The 15,617-nt window shown below is 46.2% G+C and carries 15 protein-coding genes, 1 tRNA gene and 1 pseudogene; 8 read left to right on the plus strand and 9 right to left on the minus strand.

The features are described 5' to 3' along the window. Positions 1-127: 127 nt before the first annotated feature. Together HU824_RS17060 and HU824_RS17065 are read left to right on the plus strand one after the other, a co-directional pair. Positions 128-571 carry a DUF3872 domain-containing protein gene (locus HU824_RS17060; RefSeq protein WP_176469480.1) on the plus strand — a complete coding sequence of 148 codons (444 nt, stop codon included), beginning with the start codon at positions 128-130 and terminating at the stop codon, positions 569-571. A gap of 2 nt (positions 572-573) precedes the next feature. After that, positions 574-744, plus strand: a complete 171-nt coding sequence (locus tag HU824_RS17065; protein WP_176469481.1) for a hypothetical protein — start codon at positions 574-576, stop codon at positions 742-744. A 26-nt stretch (positions 745-770) separates the two neighbouring features. Here the strand turns inward: HU824_RS17065 and HU824_RS17070 are convergent, their stop codons facing one another. The 5 genes from HU824_RS17070 to HU824_RS17090 form a co-directional block, all read right to left on the minus strand. Beyond that, entirely contained in the window at positions 771-1,253 is a 483-nt protein-coding gene (locus HU824_RS17070; RefSeq protein ID WP_176469482.1) for a hypothetical protein, read from the minus strand. A gap of 11 nt (positions 1,254-1,264) precedes the next feature. Then, positions 1,265-1,486, minus strand: coding sequence for a DUF3873 domain-containing protein (locus HU824_RS17075; RefSeq protein WP_176469483.1), 222 nt, complete (start codon positions 1,484-1,486; stop codon positions 1,265-1,267). Between the two features lie 77 nt (positions 1,487-1,563). Next, on the minus strand, positions 1,564-2,097 hold the full coding sequence (locus HU824_RS17080; protein ID WP_176469484.1) for an antirestriction protein ArdA: 534 nt from the start codon (positions 2,095-2,097) through the stop codon (positions 1,564-1,566). 671 nt (positions 2,098-2,768) lie between these two features. Further along, positions 2,769-3,998 (minus strand): site-specific integrase, encoded by a 1,230-nt coding sequence (locus tag HU824_RS17085; protein WP_176469485.1) that lies wholly within the window; start codon positions 3,996-3,998, stop codon positions 2,769-2,771. Positions 3,999-4,271: 273 nt separating this feature from the next. Next, positions 4,272-4,356: transfer RNA gene (locus tag HU824_RS17090), tRNA-Ser, on the minus strand. 554 nt (positions 4,357-4,910) lie between these two features. On the opposite strand from HU824_RS17090, the gene pflB reads away from it, so the two are divergent. Together pflB and pflA are read left to right on the plus strand one after the other, a co-directional pair. Further along, on the plus strand, positions 4,911-7,139 hold the full coding sequence (pflB, locus tag HU824_RS17095) for a formate C-acetyltransferase (protein WP_176469486.1): 2,229 nt from the start codon (positions 4,911-4,913) through the stop codon (positions 7,137-7,139). A 1-nt stretch (position 7,140) separates the two neighbouring features. Next, the gene (gene pflA, locus HU824_RS17100) at positions 7,141-7,866 is read left to right on the plus strand and encodes a pyruvate formate-lyase-activating protein (RefSeq protein WP_136009230.1); all 726 of its coding nucleotides are present in this window, start codon (positions 7,141-7,143) and stop codon (positions 7,864-7,866) included. A gap of 450 nt (positions 7,867-8,316) precedes the next feature. Here the strand turns inward: pflA and HU824_RS17105 are convergent, their stop codons facing one another. Beyond that, positions 8,317-9,645, minus strand: a complete 1,329-nt coding sequence (locus tag HU824_RS17105; RefSeq protein WP_176469487.1) for a porin family protein — start codon at positions 9,643-9,645, stop codon at positions 8,317-8,319. Then, positions 9,646-10,194, minus strand: a complete 549-nt coding sequence (locus HU824_RS17110; RefSeq protein ID WP_176469488.1) for an RNA polymerase sigma factor — start codon at positions 10,192-10,194, stop codon at positions 9,646-9,648. A 182-nt stretch (positions 10,195-10,376) separates the two neighbouring features. Between HU824_RS17110 and HU824_RS17115 the strand changes: the two genes are divergently transcribed. Together HU824_RS17115 and HU824_RS19970 are read left to right on the plus strand one after the other, a co-directional pair. Then, complete coding sequence (locus HU824_RS17115) at positions 10,377-11,078, plus strand: NigD-like protein (RefSeq protein WP_176469489.1); 702 nt, start codon at positions 10,377-10,379, stop codon at positions 11,076-11,078. A gap of 73 nt (positions 11,079-11,151) precedes the next feature. Then, a pseudogene (locus HU824_RS19970) lies at positions 11,152-11,301 on the plus strand (sensor histidine kinase); the annotation flags it as partial. 139 nt (positions 11,302-11,440) lie between these two features. On the opposite strand, the gene HU824_RS17125 reads toward HU824_RS19970, so the two are convergent. Together HU824_RS17125 and HU824_RS17130 are read right to left on the minus strand one after the other, a co-directional pair. Then, positions 11,441-11,665: a hypothetical protein gene (locus HU824_RS17125; protein WP_136009234.1), complete on the minus strand. Its 225-nt coding sequence runs from the start codon at positions 11,663-11,665 to the stop codon at positions 11,441-11,443. Positions 11,666-11,729: 64 nt separating this feature from the next. Continuing rightward, the gene (locus tag HU824_RS17130) at positions 11,730-13,349 is read right to left on the minus strand and encodes an ABC-F family ATP-binding cassette domain-containing protein (protein ID WP_136009235.1); all 1,620 of its coding nucleotides are present in this window, start codon (positions 13,347-13,349) and stop codon (positions 11,730-11,732) included. 299 nt (positions 13,350-13,648) lie between these two features. On the opposite strand from HU824_RS17130, the gene HU824_RS17135 reads away from it, so the two are divergent. Together HU824_RS17135 and dnaJ are read left to right on the plus strand one after the other, a co-directional pair. Beyond that, positions 13,649-14,281, plus strand: a complete 633-nt coding sequence (locus HU824_RS17135; RefSeq protein WP_136009236.1) for a nucleotide exchange factor GrpE — start codon at positions 13,649-13,651, stop codon at positions 14,279-14,281. An 11-nt stretch (positions 14,282-14,292) separates the two neighbouring features. Continuing rightward, the gene (gene dnaJ / locus HU824_RS17140; protein WP_176469490.1) at positions 14,293-15,465 is read left to right on the plus strand and encodes a molecular chaperone DnaJ; all 1,173 of its coding nucleotides are present in this window, start codon (positions 14,293-14,295) and stop codon (positions 15,463-15,465) included. Positions 15,466-15,617: the final 152 nt, after the last annotated feature.

The raw sequence follows: 15,617 nt of genomic DNA on the forward strand, positions 1-15,617 counted from the left end.
GGATTATGTCTCGACTGACAATCTGTTCTACGCTGTCAATCGAGGCCTGGCGGGGCTGGGCAAATCCCACTTTATCAACTTCTCCAAAAGAGCCTGATATGTTCATTTATTTTTCTGAATTACTTATATGAAGAATGTAATGTATAAAATCATCATGGGCTGCTACATCGTGGCCGCCCTTGTACTTGTCACCGCCTGTAATGACAGTTTGGATATTCAGCAGGCGTACCCGTTCAGCATAGAAACGCTGCCAGTACCCAAAAAACTGAAAGTAGGTGAAACCGCTGAAATACGCTGCCAGTTGGTGCGTGGCGGTTATTACCAGCCGACTACCTATCAGATACGCTATTTTCAGCCGGACGGCAAAGGGAAGCTGGAAATGGACAACGGCACGGTGTTCCTGCCCAATGACCTTTACCCGCTGGAGAAAGAAACATTCAGGCTCTATTACACTTCCGCATCGACCGACCAGCAGACGATTGACATTTATATTATCGACAGCTTCGGACAGATGCAGCAACTTTCGTTCTCGTTCAATAATGACAACAGTGAGGATGAAAAATCGGAATAGCCATGCGGCTGTTCGTTAGGATATATACCAGCCTTATACGCAATGATACGCAAAGCGTAAATATTGGGCAGACAGCCCGCCGGGAAGCATCGGCGGGCTGTTTCCATGATAGGGAAACGAGCGGCTTCTTTGTTACTTTCTTCACCCGCTGGCAGGCTCACGGAAGAAAGTAACGGCGGCAAACAGCCGCCGTTCTCTATCAACTGATTTTAAGGCTCTTTATGGACGTGTATTTCTCTAACCACACCTTTACCTGTTCCATGTTATATTCGCCCGTTATGACCGCCGTATGGTCGTCTATGGCTACAAACCTGACACTTTCATAGCTGTTTACCCAGCCTTGCAGGGAACAGACACCCCACGTTGCAACATCTTCAAAAACACTGCGGTCTATTTGGCTGATTGGCTCACCGAAAACTACCGTCATTGTCTGAAAGTCCGGTTTGTCCTCCAGCAGTTGTAAATGGCGCAACGTGCCGAACTCGTCAATTTTACGCCCCCACGCCCACACATCATTATATAAATCATCGCCCCACTGGTGCGGGCGGTCGAAGCGTACTTTTACCTCCTTAGTGTGTTCGTTTTCTTCCGTGTCCTCGATAACGCCCGTTACCATTAAGCCCGTAAAAATGCACTCGCAACGCCTGCCGATTAGTTCCCTGTTTACTTCTGTCGTTTTCATATCCCTAAAATTTACTTGTTATTACTCTGTTCTTTCTTCGCCAGCCATTCGTCACGCCTACGGCGGCACTCGTCCAGCGTTTTGGCTACCGTGCTGAAAAGTTCCATATCGGTATAGCGGTAATCGTACTGGTAAAATGTCTGTCCCTTAAATGCGCTCAAACGGCATTTGACAAACTTTTCCTCTCCCGGTGTTTGGGTGATGCTTACCCCGTTTTTGTTAAGTGACTGCATGATGTCTTATTCTTTTATGGTTATAAACTTGGTTGTTTTTAGCGGGCAGGGCTTTGACACCCCGCCCGGATTGGTTGTTATGCCGCACGGAACACAAAGCCGTCATCAAACCAGTAATCGCACATGAACAGGTCACGGGCAAACTTTTCATAATCGAAATAGGTCTTTGCGAACTCCGGCAGGTCGTAACATTCTTCTATAATTTCATAGGCGAAATCTTCTTCATCGTCATATTCCCCTTGATATTCATCCCGGAAATCACGTACAAGGTCGTCCGCATCTTCCTCGCCTAAATCATGGCTTTTATAGTTACACCACACGAAAAAGGCTTCCTGCTCGGTGTCGCTCAAATCTTCCACCGCATCACGCAAGGCGAAGAAGTTTTCAGAAATCCAGCTTTCGCCGATTAAGCCCTCCGGCACGTTCTCCCAGTCCTGAAACATATATTCCGCATCTTCCTCGTCCTTGTGAAGTTCCCGGCAGGCTTCGTAAAATTCTTCCTTGTCCGAATAATCCGAAAGGTCGAGCCATGCGCCGGACAATGAACCGTTGTTGTACTTGGCGTAAGTGCCTACATAAACGCTTGCTGCTGATAATGTCGTTGCTTCCATATTGCTGTAATTTTTAAGTTTTTAATTTTATGCGGATTCGAGAGGTGAGGGAGTTGAAGTTTCACTGAACTTTTTTCCTGTTTTCCGTAAATCCGACTTTTTTTTTATGCGTCTTCCGGTCGGGTCGGTCGTTTTCGTTTCACATAGGCTCAAAAGGGTAGTGTTTAGAGTTTGCAAGGTTTTGGGCAAAAAATACCTCGCAAGGCAGGGAAGATTTTTTCGCCAAACCGGAACGGCTCGACCTTGCAAAATCGTGAAGAACACGTAACTACCTTTGCCTATTGAAATGATTAAAACGACTGTCCCGGCTGGGGGACTGCGTAAGAGGAAGATTTACAGATAGGGAAACTGGGGAAAAGTGCCTGTTCTCTTTCATCTTTTAGGGAACACTCCATGCGGGTGGGAAAGGCAAGGGTATGGCAAGTTTACCTTGCGGTACGCTTGTGCGGGTTTCCAACGGCTCTTTTCACGAAATACAGTCAGCCATGCCACGCACGGCTGGCGTTTCGGGGAATGTGCCAGTGGGAAAAGGATATAAAAAATGCGGGTAGTCGGTGGACTGCCCGCAAGGTGAAAGAATGTACTTTATTGGGATATAGTTTGTTAGGTGGAATTTCGTTACCGAAATCGTTACCTGTTCTGTTACCAACAGTATATAGGTAACTAAAAACTCACATGGCGACTTCCTTGTAAATTTTCTCGATGCCGACAAACTTCTTGTCAAGCCCCTGCATATCGCTGCCTATCTTGCTGTTGGTGATGCGGGCGTAAATTTGCGTAGTTTCTATATTTGTGTGTCCCAGCATCTTGGACACCGTTTCAATGGGTACGCCCTTTGACAGCGTGGTGGTCGTGGCGAACGTGTGGCGGGCAAGGTGGAATGTCAGGTTCTTTTTAATACCGCAAATATCGGCAATCTCTTTCAAGTAGGCGTTTAGCTTCTGATTGCTGATTACGGGAAGTATCTTGCCGTCCGGCAACTTGCCCTTGTACTTCTTCAAAATCATCTTAGGAATATCCAGCAGGGGAACATTAACGTCCGTGTTGGTCTTTACCCGCTTGGTGATTATCCAAAGGTTGCCGTCAAAGGACTTTTGGATATTCTCCTGCCGCAAGTTGGCGACATCGCTGTAAGCCAAACCGCAGAAACAGGAAAAGACGAACAAGTCCCTGACGTGTTCCAGCCGTTCGGAAACCATTTTCTTTTTAAGGATAATTTTTATCTCGTCCTCCGTCAAGTAGCCCCTATCCACTTTTTCCAGCCGGATTTTGTAGCTGGCGAACGGGTCACCCACCAGTATGCCGTTGTTGCGGGCAATGATGATGATGCGCTTGAAGAACTGCATGAACTTGGCGGTGGTGTTGTAACCGCACTTGCAGGCGGTACGCAAATACAACTCAAAATCGGTAATGAACATCGGGCTTATCTCCTTTATGGATATGTCCGATACGTTGTACTTGCTTTGGATAAATTCAGCGAGGTGGCGGCGGGTCACTTCATACTTGCGGTAGGTCGCTATCGTCTTGGATATGCCCACAAGTTGCTTCACATCGTCATTGTGTTTTTGGAACAATGAAAGGATTGTTTCGTGGCTCTCGCTGTGTCCCAAGAACTCGTTCTTTACTTTCTCGGCGGTCACGTAGTTGTCACGCCGCTGCATTTCGTGGTAAATGGTGTTCAGGGAAGAACGTATGTCGTCCAGCAGGGCGTTTATTCTTCCGGCATCCCTGCCTTTGGCTTTGCCTGCGGCAATGCTCCAGTTACCGGGCTGGATGCTCTGTTTCGTACTGAACTGGCACTGTTTGCCGTCAATGGTGATACGTGCCATAATCATTACCTCGCCGTTTTTCTTTTCAGAACCTTTCTTCAAATAAAAAAGAACCTTGAATGTCGATTTCATAACTCACTTTTTTTAGTTGCAAAATTACTTTTTACCTCTCGTTTTTGAGTTATGCAGACTATGGACTAATCAAGTCATTATCAGGTCATTTATGGACAAATCGTTACCGTTTTTGTCCGGTGGGGAATAGGTAACGATTTAGTAACGAAACTTTGTCTTTTACCGTACATTTGAAGTCTTGGAAGCAGGACTTTCGGGTAATAAAAAAAGCCACAAATCATTGATTTGTAGCTTTTTGTCCGTTTACTGTCCATTTCTGTCCAGTAAGTTCAGCGGAGAGACAGGGATTCGAACCCCGGGTACCTCGCAGTACAACGGTTTTCAAGACCGCCGCAATCGACCACTCTGCCACCTCTCCAAACTCCTCTTTCAAGAAGAGCTTTTCTCTTAAAGCGATGCAAAGGTACAAATCATTTTTTATTCTACAAACTTTTCTGCACAAAAAAAGAGCAATTATAGCAAAATTCTTGTTCATACCCACTACGAAACCAGCATAACAGCATTTAGACTATTTGTTAAAATGTACCAAAGACAATATAACATTCTACAACCGACTGATTATCAACACACTTACAAAGACCCACATTCAGTATACGATTGAACCCTATTCAGTATACGACTGAATGGCATTCACTATACGACTGAATTAGGTTCAGAATACGACTGTTCCTTAAACCTACATCATTTGTAAATAATGCAGATTATTATCCGATTCTTGTTCTGTTCATAAACCATATATTAAAGAAAGTATTAACATCTCCACTTCCACAGACATTCACTACCTAATGACAGTTATTTTATACTGTTCAACATAAAAAGGGTAATCTCTCTTATAAAATTACGGAATTTATTCAGTATTTTTGCACGCTCTAAAGGATAACATTATCTAACCTACTAACAAAAACAAATTTTATGGAATTGAACAAAACCTTTACCAATGGGCTTTGGAGCAAAGAAATCAATGTCAGTGACTTCGTCAGTAGAAACATCGCACCCTATACCGGGGATGCATCCTTCTTGCAGGGACCTACCGAACGTACCAAACGTATCTGGGACATCTGTCTGAAGGCTCTTGAAGAAGAAAGAAACAACAATGGCGTCCGCTCACTAGACAATACCACCGTGTCTACCATCACTTCTCACAAGGCCGGGTATATTGATAAAGACAATGAACTTATTGTCGGTTTGCAGACTGACGAACTGTTGAAACGTTCCATCAAACCTTTCGGAGGCATCAACGTGGTAGCAAAGGCATGCCGTGAAAACGGAGTGGAAGTGGACGATAGAGTAAAAGACATCTTCACCCATTACCGCAAAACACATAACGACGGCGTATTCGATGTATATACCGAAGAAATCCGTTCCTTCCGTTCATTGGGATTCCTGACCGGTCTTCCCGACAACTATGCTCGCGGACGTATCATCGGTGACTACCGTCGTCTGGCACTCTACGGCATCGACCGGCTTATCGAAGCCAAGCAAGAAGACTTGCGCAATCTGACAGGTCCCATGACCGAAGCCCGTATCCGTCTGCGTGAAGAAGTATCAGAGCAAATCAAGGCCCTGAAAGACATCAAAGTGATGGGCGAATACTACGGACTCGACCTCAGCCGCCCCGCAACATCAGCGCAAGAAGCTGTGCAATGGGTATATATGGCTTATCTGGCTGCCGTGAAAGAACAGGACGGTGCTGCCATGTCATTGGGCAACGTTTCTTCATTCCTCGACATCTTTATCGAATATGATTTGGCTCACGGCAAGATTGACGAAACTTTTGCACAGGAACTGATAGACCAGTTCGTCATCAAGCTGCGCATGGTACGCCATCTGCGTATGCAGTCGTACAATGACATCTTTGCCGGAGACCCGACTTGGGTGACCGAAGCCATTGGCGGCCGTTTCAACGACGGACGCGTGAAAGTGACCAAAACCTCTTTCCGTTTTCTGCAAACCCTATACAATCTCGGTCCCTCTCCCGAACCGAACATGACGGTACTTTGGAGCCCGGAATTGCCGGAAGGCTTCAAGGATTTCTGTGCCAAAGTTTCCGTAGACACAAGCTCTATCCAATACGAGAATGATAACCTGATGCGCGAAGTGCGCAACTGCGACGATTATGGTATCGCCTGTTGTGTATCTTACCAAGCCATCGGAAAGCAAATCCAGTTCTTCGGCGCACGTGCCAACCTAGCCAAAGCATTGCTGCTCGCCATCAACGGCGGACGTTGCGAAAATACCGGAACCGTCATGGTGAAAGGTATTCCTGTATTGACCGGCAACACGCTGAAGTTCGAGGAAGTAATGGCCAACTACAAGAAGGTACTGACTGAAATTGCCCGCGTATACAACGAAGCCATGAACATTATTCACTACATGCATGACAAGTATTACTACGAAAAGGCTCAGATGGCATTCATAGATACCGACCCGCGCATCAATCTGGCTTACGGTGTGGCAGGACTTTCCATCGCCATCGACTCCCTCTCTGCCATCAAATATGCCAAAGTCACCGCCCGCCGTAATGACATTGGTCTGACAGAGGGCTTTGATATGGAAGGTTCTTTCCCTTGCTTTGGTAATAACGATGACCGTGTAGATCACCTCGGCGTGGATTTAGTATACTACTTCAGCGAAGAACTAAAAAAGCTGCCCGTCTACAAGAACGCCCGTCCTACCCTCTCCTTGCTGACTATCACCTCCAACGTAATGTACGGCAAAAAGACCGGTGCCACTCCAGACGGACGCGCCAAAGGCGTTGCGTTTGCTCCGGGTGCCAACCCCATGCACGGGCGTGACAAGAACGGTGCCATCGCTTCCTTGAGTTCCGTAGCCAAATTGCGCTACCGCGACTCGCAGGATGGTATCAGCAATACTTTCTCCATCGTTCCCAAATCACTGGGCCCGACACCGGAAGAACGTGTAGAGAACCTGGTAACCATGATGGACGGCTACTTCACCAAAGGTGCCCACCACTTGAACGTAAACGTACTGAACCGCGAGATGCTGGAAGATGCCATGGAGCATCCCGAAAAGTACCCGCAACTCACAATCCGTGTTTCCGGCTACGCCGTGAACTTCGTGAAATTGAGCCGCGAGCATCAGTTGGAAGTCATCAGCCGTTCATTCCACGAAAGAATGTAATATGATAAATGTACACTCCTACGAAAGTATGGGAACATTCGACGGGCCGGGTCTCCGGCTCGTCGTTTTCCTGCAAGGATGTTTGTTCCGTTGTCTGTATTGCGCCAATCCGGACACTATCGACGTGAAAGGCGGTACCCCTACCACTCCGGAAGAGATTCTGCAAATGGCAGTCAGTCAAAAGGCATTCTTCGGGAAGAAAGGAGGTATTACTTTCTCCGGCGGCGAGCCTACCTTGCAAGCAGAAGCACTGATTCCTCTTTTCAAAGAACTGAAGGCAAACGGCATCCACATCTGCCTGGACAGTAACGGAGGTATCTGGAATGAAAAAGTGGAAGAACTCTTCAGCCTGACCGACCTCGTGTTGCTGGACATCAAGCAATTCAATCCCGAACGCCACCGCATGCTGACGGGACGAAGCAACGAACAGACACTCTGCACTGCTGCCTGGCTAGAAGAGCATGAGCGTCCCTTCTGGTTGCGCTATGTACTGGTTCCCGGTTACAGCGACTCGGAAGAAGACATACGCCTGCTGGGCGAAAGTCTTGCCAAATACCAGCAGATACAGCGGGTAGAAATTCTTCCTTACCACCGTCTGGGCGTTCATAAATACGAAGCCATGGGATGGGAGTATAAACTGAAAGAAGTGAAAGAAAACAGCCCGGAACAGTTGGCACGAGCAGAAAAAGTGTTCAAAGAATATTTCACGAATGTTGTAACCAACTGAAAAGTCCCCCAAAACAAGGCTGTCCGGATATGGTTCCGAACAGCCTTTCCTCTATAGGACAAGAATCCTATTCTTTCAAGTCATAGGTAATCTGCCGCACATCGTCACTACTGCCGCCTACCATAAAGACGAAACACCGTCTTGACCGAATCTCTCGCCCACTGTCACGATAATGACATCCGAAGCCTCAGCAGCCTACATACAAGGTCACCACTTTGTTCCGGTCTGTAGTGGCAGCAAAGCACCTGCCATATCGTACTGGGATGTTGATAGTCCTCCTATCAAGGTTATCTTACTCGTCTGTACCGTTAACGGAAGCACGGATTCTCAGTAAAAAGCCGTGTCCCTTCATCCACCAACGAAGAGAAACACGGCCGAAAGTTATTAAGAAGATTCTGAATCGGCAGGAAAGTAGACAAAAACATGTCTGTCCTGCCCATCCGCTTGCCATCAATAAGTAAGACGTATGCCGGCCTGCAGCGTAAAGTTACACGGGTTCTCCTTGCGTATGGTCTGTATAGACGAACCGTCATCAAAGAAATAGGATACTCCCGGCTCCACATACAAGCCCACCCTATCGTTTATGTTATACTGAGCACCGACAGCACCCATGACAGAAAGCTGTACCGGTTTCACTGTTTCACTCTCAGTACCAATCTTGCCATACACACATTTTTCAATGGCACCACCCGCCGAAACATACATCGCAAAGTTCTTCGTATTTACAAAGTTCCAATTGGCCCGTACCGGGATGCCAATATAATGCAGCTTTTGGCTTATCTTTTCCGAGCTGCCCTCATATCTTACGTCAGAAGCAAGATAAGTATACGTCAGCCCACTTTCCACAGAGAAGCCTTTCGCCAAATTTTTACGTACCGAAATTCCGAAGTTGAGCGGCTGCTTGTGGTCAATGTCCGCAATCTTTTTCTTATGCCTTTGAAGATAGGGCATACCGTCCTTGAAAACCAGTTCCTGCCCATCGGGGATGGTAACAATACCATTGGCCGTAGAGGACAAATCCACATTACCGCCATAAATAGGACTTTCAGGCATGCTATTCGACATGACATTCGCCTCCCCTTCATTAACCAACGAAAAGCCTCCCGTGTTTCCTACGCACAAACCCACTGCCCATCCTTTAGCATCCCTGCCAGAACTGTTTCTTTCCGGAAGATGCAGTTTGTCTCGCCCGGACGGACGGTAGCGGTCTTCCCTTGTCCTCTCCGGTTCCTCTGTCGGCATTGTGGTTTCATGGCCCGCATCTTCCACTAGCAGCTCCTCTGTCTGTTGTCCGACACCGGCAGTCTCATCTGCCGTTTCATCCGGAAACATTTCCTCCCTCTGTTCTTCGTTAACCCATATTCCGACATGTCGTGCAACCAAAGGGCGACTTGCCTCCTTCTCGGATGCCGATACATTTCCATATGCCCGATAAGCAGGTTCTACGGAATTAGTCCGTACAGCAGGTAACATCTGTTCCGGCAAGACGTCTGGAACCACAGCCCAGGCAGGCACTGACGTATGCCGCATTTCATTACCTATCGGGCTCTGCAACAGCCACAGACTGACGGACGATACTGCCGCCAACAACACTGCTGCCGTAGCCACCGCCCAGCGGTGGAAAGGTATCATCTTATGCGGTCTGGCTATCGGAGTTCCGGAAACGGACAATTCCTTCTCCAACCGCTCCCATCCGGCAACCGGCAACGGTTCGGAATAGTCTTTCAGCTTGTCTTTTATCTTTTCCAACCACAATTCATCTTCCATACGTTCCTTCATTTAATCATTTCTTTTTATCCACTCACGTACTTTTGCCGCTAAAGTCGCTTTAGCACGCGTCAACTGCGAGGCAGAGGATTTTTCATTAATTCCCAATAGTCGAGCAATCTCCTTATGGGATTTCTCTTCAAAAATATATAAGTTGAATACGGTACGGTAGCCGGCAGGCAATTCACTGATAAACTGCATCAATACCTTTTGAGGAACGGCATCTATTGACGAACCTTCCGGTTCCTCATAAGCTTCGGGTGCATTCTCCAAGGGCAATGACTGATTCATCACATCATTTTTCCGCAAATATTGCAATACCGTATTCACCATTACGCGTTCCATCCATGCCCGCAGAGAACCCTCTCCCCGCCAAGTGAACTTATCGAAAGAATCAAAAAGTTTCAGAAAACCGTCATGCATCAGGTCTTGAGCAGTCTCCTGGCTACCTGCATAACGGAGGCATACGCTGAACATGCGTCCCGCATAGCGCTCATACAGTTCTTTGCGGGCAAGATTGTCTCCTTGTCTACAGTGTTCTGCCAATTCCTGTTCTTCCATTCTTTCTTTTAACACGTGTTTTACCTTAAAAATGCAACTGATACAAAATTACTGCATCAGACAGAGAAGAAAATCATACTTTCATTTCTTTAACAATATACTACGCAGTATTTAGTTTTTCACCGCATTTTCTGAGTACAAAAATAAGTTTTAAACAGAAAAAGAGCTAAAACCTACCACTTATGAAGAAACTGAGAATGACATTGGCAACATCCGTGCTTTTATTTCTTACTGCCGCTGTATTGCAGTCATGTCTGGACGATTGGGATGACAAAAATGCTTTGTTCGCCGTAGGCACGGTGAAGGTCATTGAAGGAAAGGACTACTATTTCTCACTGGACGAAGGAAGTAAACTATATCCCAGTGACACAACCTATGTTCACAACTATGCCGTAATAGACGGACAGAGAACTTTCATCTACTTCCACGAACTGGAGGAGAAACTTCCGGGCTACGAATACAATGCCCAAATAAAGCACATAGAGAACATTCTGACCAAAGACATCTACTCCATGCCTGCCGAAAAGGCGGACAGTATCGGCGACGACAACATCAACGCTACGGATTTATGGATTACGGGCGAGTATCTGAACATCAAATACCAATTCTACCACAGCAATAACAAGGACAAGAAGCACATGCTGAACCTGATCATCAACGAAGCATCCGCCGGCGAAAACGACAAACCGGATTACGTAAATCTCGAATTCCGCCACAATGCCTACAATGACAGCCAGCTCACACTGGGCACCGGACTGGCCTCCTTCAAGCTGGCCAATATAGCAGAACAGCTGAAAGATAAAAAAGGAGTGAACATCCGTGTCAAAAGTCTATATGACGGTGAACGGTTCATGTCCATAGACATTAAAAAAGAAAATAACTAAATCTCCTGAAAACACATCTTTCAACATCTCAATGAGAAGTGGAGTAACATTTCAATTTAAATATGTTACTCCGCTTTATTTCTACGTATCCGATACGGGACTCGGTATTCCCCAAGACAAGCAAGAGAGCGTATTCGGCCACTTTGTCAAGCTCAACAATTTTGCCCAAGGCACCGGACTAGGATTGCCCATCTGTCAGATGTTGGTACAGCACATGGGAGGCAATACAAGCTCCCTATTCTCTTTCCGCATCATGTCGGCAGCAAAAGTAAAGCAGATTTCATAACTATATGCCACCAATACTGTCGAGGAGTATCATCGCCAAGTACGGAAAGTTACAAAAACAAAGGCATGCTCCCTAATTAATGACAGCCACGATTTATCAGGTCTGTGGAATAGACCTTTTCGCCTAATTCTATCATTCTTTTAGAAAAGTGTCCCATTCCATCAAGGAGTGTCTTTTTCTTTGCTACAAAGATACGGATATTCAGCTTATAATGGTTCAGTAGCAAAATAGATACGGAGGAAGAATCGTTCTTCCATAACGGAAATATTGTTCCACCGTGGCGAAAAAATCGTTCCACCATGGTGGAACGATTTTTTCCTCATGATGGAACGATTTAAAATATGCTTATTTAGTTCTTAGCGTTATCACTTAGCTGCGTACATACGTGCACGTAACTCTTTAATGTGGTCCGAAGTGATATATTCATCATACTCCATCATCTTGTCGATGATACCGTTCGGAGTCAGCTCGATGATACGGTTGGCAACCGTCTGAATGAACTCATGGTCATGGGATGAGAACAGAATATTGCCCCTATAGGTCTTCAAGTTATTGTTGAATGCCTGAATGGATTCCAAGTCGAGGTGATTGGTCGGTGTATCCAAAATCAGGCAGTTGGCATTACGAAGCTGCATGCGCGCAATCATACAACGCATTTTCTCCCCTCCCGACAATACGCTCGCCTTCTTCAAAACTTCTTCTCCGGAGAAAAGCATACGTCCCAAGAAGCTCTTCATGTAGACTTCATTGCCCTCACCGAACTGGCTCAACCAATCTACCAGATTCAGGTCTGTATTAAAGAATGCAGTATTGTCTAGCGGCAGGTAGGCGGTAGTAATAGTCACCCCCCAGTTGAAGGTACCCGCATCCGGTTTCATATTCCCGTTGATAATCTCGAACAGAGCAGTCATGGCACGCGGGTCATGGGAAAGGAATACAATCTTGTCTCCCTTCTCTACATTGAAGTTGACATCGCGGAACAGCACTGTACCATCTTCCAGCGTCTTTGTCAAACCGGAAACCTCCAGTATCTGATTACCCGGTTCGCGCTCAGGCGTAAAGATGATGCCCGGATACTTACGGGACGATGGCTTGATTTCTTCCACATTCAGTTTCTCCAGCATCTTCTTGCGACTGGTAGTCTGCTTGCTCTTTGCCACATTGGCACTGAAACGGCGGATAAACTCTTCCAATTCCTTTTTCTTCTCCTCGGCTTTTGCCTTCTGGTTCTGCTGCTGACGAAGCGCCAGCTGGCTGGACTCGTACCAGAAGCTATAGTTACCGGCAAAAAGATTAATCTTTCCGTAGTCAATGTCTACCGTATGCGTACAAACGGAGTCGAGGAAGTGGCGGTCATGACTCACAACCAGTACAGTGTGTTCAAAGTTCGACAAATAATCTTCCAGCCAGGTCACAGTCTCCATGTCCAAGTCATTGGTCGGCTCGTCCAGCAGCAAGTTGTCCGGATTTCCATAAAGAGCCTGTGCCAGCATGACACGCACCTTTTCCTTATTGTTCAACTCACCCATCAACAGATAATGCTTGTCTTCCTTGATACCCAAGCCACTCAGCAAGGCGGCGGCATCACTTTCGGCATTCCATCCGTCCAGCTCGGCAAACTTCTCTTCCAATTCGGAAACCTTCAATCCATCCTCGTCCGTGAAATCCTCTTTGGCATACAGCACTTCGCGCTGCTTCATGATGTCCCACAACACCGTGTGTCCCATCATCACTGTGTCCATCACTGTAAAAGCATCCCACTTGAAGTGGTCCTGGCTTAAAACGGAAAGACGCTCTCCCGGAGCCAGCATGATGGAACCCGTCGTAGGATCCAGTTCCCCGGAAATCGCTTTCAAAAATGTAGATTTTCCGGCACCGTTGGCACCGATGATACCATAACAGTTACCACTTGTAAACTTCAGGTTTACGTCATTGAACAACACTCTTTTACCAAACTGTACTGAGACATTAGAGACTGTAATCATCTTTATATTTACGATTTATTTATTTACAATTTACTATATAATACCTAATTAGTCTGCGAATTGCGAATGCAAAGATAGTGCAAATTGAACGTAAAACTTTCATGCTCGCATGAAAAAGTTTTGCTAAGATACCGCCTATCTTATTCAAAGATAGTTATTTTTTCCATGAATAGACACTGGGAAGCGCTGTCAATCTGGCATAAAAGTATTACCTTTGCAGCATTTTCGGCAAAAACATCCGTTTTGGCAAAGTTTTTGCTGGGGCACTGGTATCATATTAACTTAAACCCTTAACAGCAATGAAAGCAAAATCATTTTACAAGAATAACAAGCATAACAATATGAATCCGAAAGAAAAAGAAAACAACCAGGAAGAGGAGTTGAAAACTCAAGCTACTCCTAACGAATGTGACGAAGAAACCGTAGGACAAGAAGCTTCACAAGAAAACGAGGCTCCCCTGACAGAAGAAGAAAAGCTCGTCCAGGAACTGGAAAAGGCAAATGAACAGATTGAAGAGCAGAAGGACAAATATCTGCGCTTATCTGCCGAGTTCGACAATTACCGCAAACGCACCATGAAGGAGAAAGCAGAACTTATCCTGAACGGTGGTGAAAAAAGTATCAGCAGCATCCTGCCCATTGTGGACGACTTTGAACGCGCCCTAAAAAACATGGAAACAGCCACCGACGTAGCTGCCGTAAAAGAAGGTGTTGAACTTATCTACAACAAATTCATGTCTGTACTGGGACAAAACGGTGTTAAAGTGGTAGAGACAAAAGAACAACCGCTCGACACAGACTATCACGAAGCCATCGCCGTGATTCCGGCACCCAATGAAGAACTGAAAGGCAAAATTCTGGACTGTGTACAAACCGGTTACATCCTAAACGACAAAGTGATCCGTCATGCCAAAGTGGTAGTCGGAGAATAACATAAAACTGTATGGAAAAAAGAGATTACTACGAAGTATTGGAAGTCGAAAAGACAGCAACGGCAGAAGAAATAAAGAAAGCCTATCGCAAAAAAGCCATCCAATATCATCCGGACAAGAATCCGGGCGACAAAACAGCCGAAGAAAAATTCAAGGAAGCGGCAGAGGCATATGACGTACTAAGCAATCCGGACAAGCGTGCCCGCTACGATCAGTTCGGTCATGCCGGACTGGGTGGTGCCGCCGGTAATGGCGGTCCGTTTGGCGGCTTCAGCGGAGGTATGTCCATGGACGACATCTTCTCCATGTTCGGTGATATCTTCGGCGGACACAGTGGAGGAGGTTTTGGAGGTTTCGGAGGTTTCGGCGGAGGCGGCGGTACACAACAACGCCGCTACCGTGGTTCGGACTTGCGCGTCAAGGTAAAACTGAACCTCAAGGAAATCTCTACCGGTGTGGAAAAGAAATTCAAGCTGAAGAAATACGTGCCTTGTACCCACTGTCATGGTACGGGAGCCGAAGGCGACGGCGGTGCTGAAACATGTCCGACTTGTAACGGCAGCGGCACGGTAATCCGTAACCAGCAAACCATACTCGGCACCATGCAAACAAGAACGACTTGCCCGACTTGTGGCGGTGAAGGTAAAATCATCAAAAACAAGTGTAAGGAGTGTGCCGGTGAGGGTATTGTATACGGTGAAGAAGTAGTAACCGTAAAAATCCCGAAAGGTGTCGCAGAAGGCATGCAACTCTCTATGGGAGGAAAAGGAAATGCAGGCAAGCACAACGGTGTGCCGGGCGACCTGCTGATTCTTATAGAGGAAGAGCAAGATCCGAACCTGATACGTGACGAAAACGACTTGATTTACAATTTGCTCCTCAGTTTCCCGACAGCTGCCTTAGGTGGTGCGGTCGAAATTCCTACTATTGACGGAAAGGTGAAAGTAAAAATTGACTCAGGTACGCAACCGGGAAAAGTACTCCGCCTGCGCGGCAAAGGTTTACCCAACGTGAACGGATACGGTACGGGAGATTTATTGGCAAACATCAGCGTATATATACCCGAAACGCTGAGTAAGGATGAGAAAAAAGCATTGGAAGAGATGGAGACATCGGATAACTTCAAGCCGAATACTTCGATTAAAGAAAAGATATTCAAGAAGTTCAGAAGTCTGTTTGACTGATAACATGGAACATAAAAGAAGAGGATGAATTCTAAGTCCTCTCCAAACAATATCTATAAAATCTTACCCAAGTTTACGAACATTAACGTATCCTTGGGTAAGTTTGTATATAGACATAACTACTCTTCAGAAGTGTATAGCTACTTCCTAAA

The sequence above is a fragment of the Bacteroides sp. L10-4 genome, assembly GCF_013373675.1.
In the GTDB taxonomy this organism is placed as follows: domain Bacteria; phylum Bacteroidota; class Bacteroidia; order Bacteroidales; family Bacteroidaceae; genus Bacteroides; species Bacteroides muris.

Excerpts from the sequence above, each read along its gene's own strand:
- HU824_RS17115 (WP_176469489.1), top strand. The coding sequence starts at position 10,377 with ATGAAGAAACTGAGAATGACATTGGCAACATCCGTGCTTTTATTTCTT.
- HU824_RS17070 (WP_176469482.1), bottom strand. The coding sequence starts at position 1,253 with ATGAAAACGACAGAAGTAAACAGGGAACTAATCGGCAGGCGTTGCGAG.
- pflB (WP_176469486.1), top strand. The coding sequence starts at position 4,911 with ATGGAATTGAACAAAACCTTTACCAATGGGCTTTGGAGCAAAGAAATC.
- pflA (WP_136009230.1), top strand. The coding sequence starts at position 7,141 with ATGATAAATGTACACTCCTACGAAAGTATGGGAACATTCGACGGGCCG.
- HU824_RS17125 (WP_136009234.1), bottom strand. The coding sequence starts at position 11,665 with ATGGTGGAACGATTTTTTCGCCACGGTGGAACAATATTTCCGTTATGG.
- HU824_RS17060 (WP_176469480.1), top strand. The coding sequence starts at position 128 with ATGAAGAATGTAATGTATAAAATCATCATGGGCTGCTACATCGTGGCC.
- HU824_RS17110 (WP_176469488.1), bottom strand. The coding sequence starts at position 10,194 with ATGGAAGAACAGGAATTGGCAGAACACTGTAGACAAGGAGACAATCTT.
- HU824_RS17135 (WP_136009236.1), top strand. The coding sequence starts at position 13,649 with ATGAAAGCAAAATCATTTTACAAGAATAACAAGCATAACAATATGAAT.
- HU824_RS17065 (WP_176469481.1), top strand. The coding sequence starts at position 574 with ATGCGGCTGTTCGTTAGGATATATACCAGCCTTATACGCAATGATACG.
- HU824_RS17105 (WP_176469487.1), bottom strand. The coding sequence starts at position 9,645 with ATGAAGGAACGTATGGAAGATGAATTGTGGTTGGAAAAGATAAAAGAC.
- HU824_RS17080 (WP_176469484.1), bottom strand. The coding sequence starts at position 2,097 with ATGGAAGCAACGACATTATCAGCAGCAAGCGTTTATGTAGGCACTTAC.
- HU824_RS17075 (WP_176469483.1), bottom strand. The coding sequence starts at position 1,486 with ATGCAGTCACTTAACAAAAACGGGGTAAGCATCACCCAAACACCGGGA.
- dnaJ (WP_176469490.1), top strand. The coding sequence starts at position 14,293 with ATGGAAAAAAGAGATTACTACGAAGTATTGGAAGTCGAAAAGACAGCA.
- HU824_RS17130 (WP_136009235.1), bottom strand. The coding sequence starts at position 13,349 with ATGATTACAGTCTCTAATGTCTCAGTACAGTTTGGTAAAAGAGTGTTG.
- HU824_RS17085 (WP_176469485.1), bottom strand. The coding sequence starts at position 3,998 with ATGAAATCGACATTCAAGGTTCTTTTTTATTTGAAGAAAGGTTCTGAA.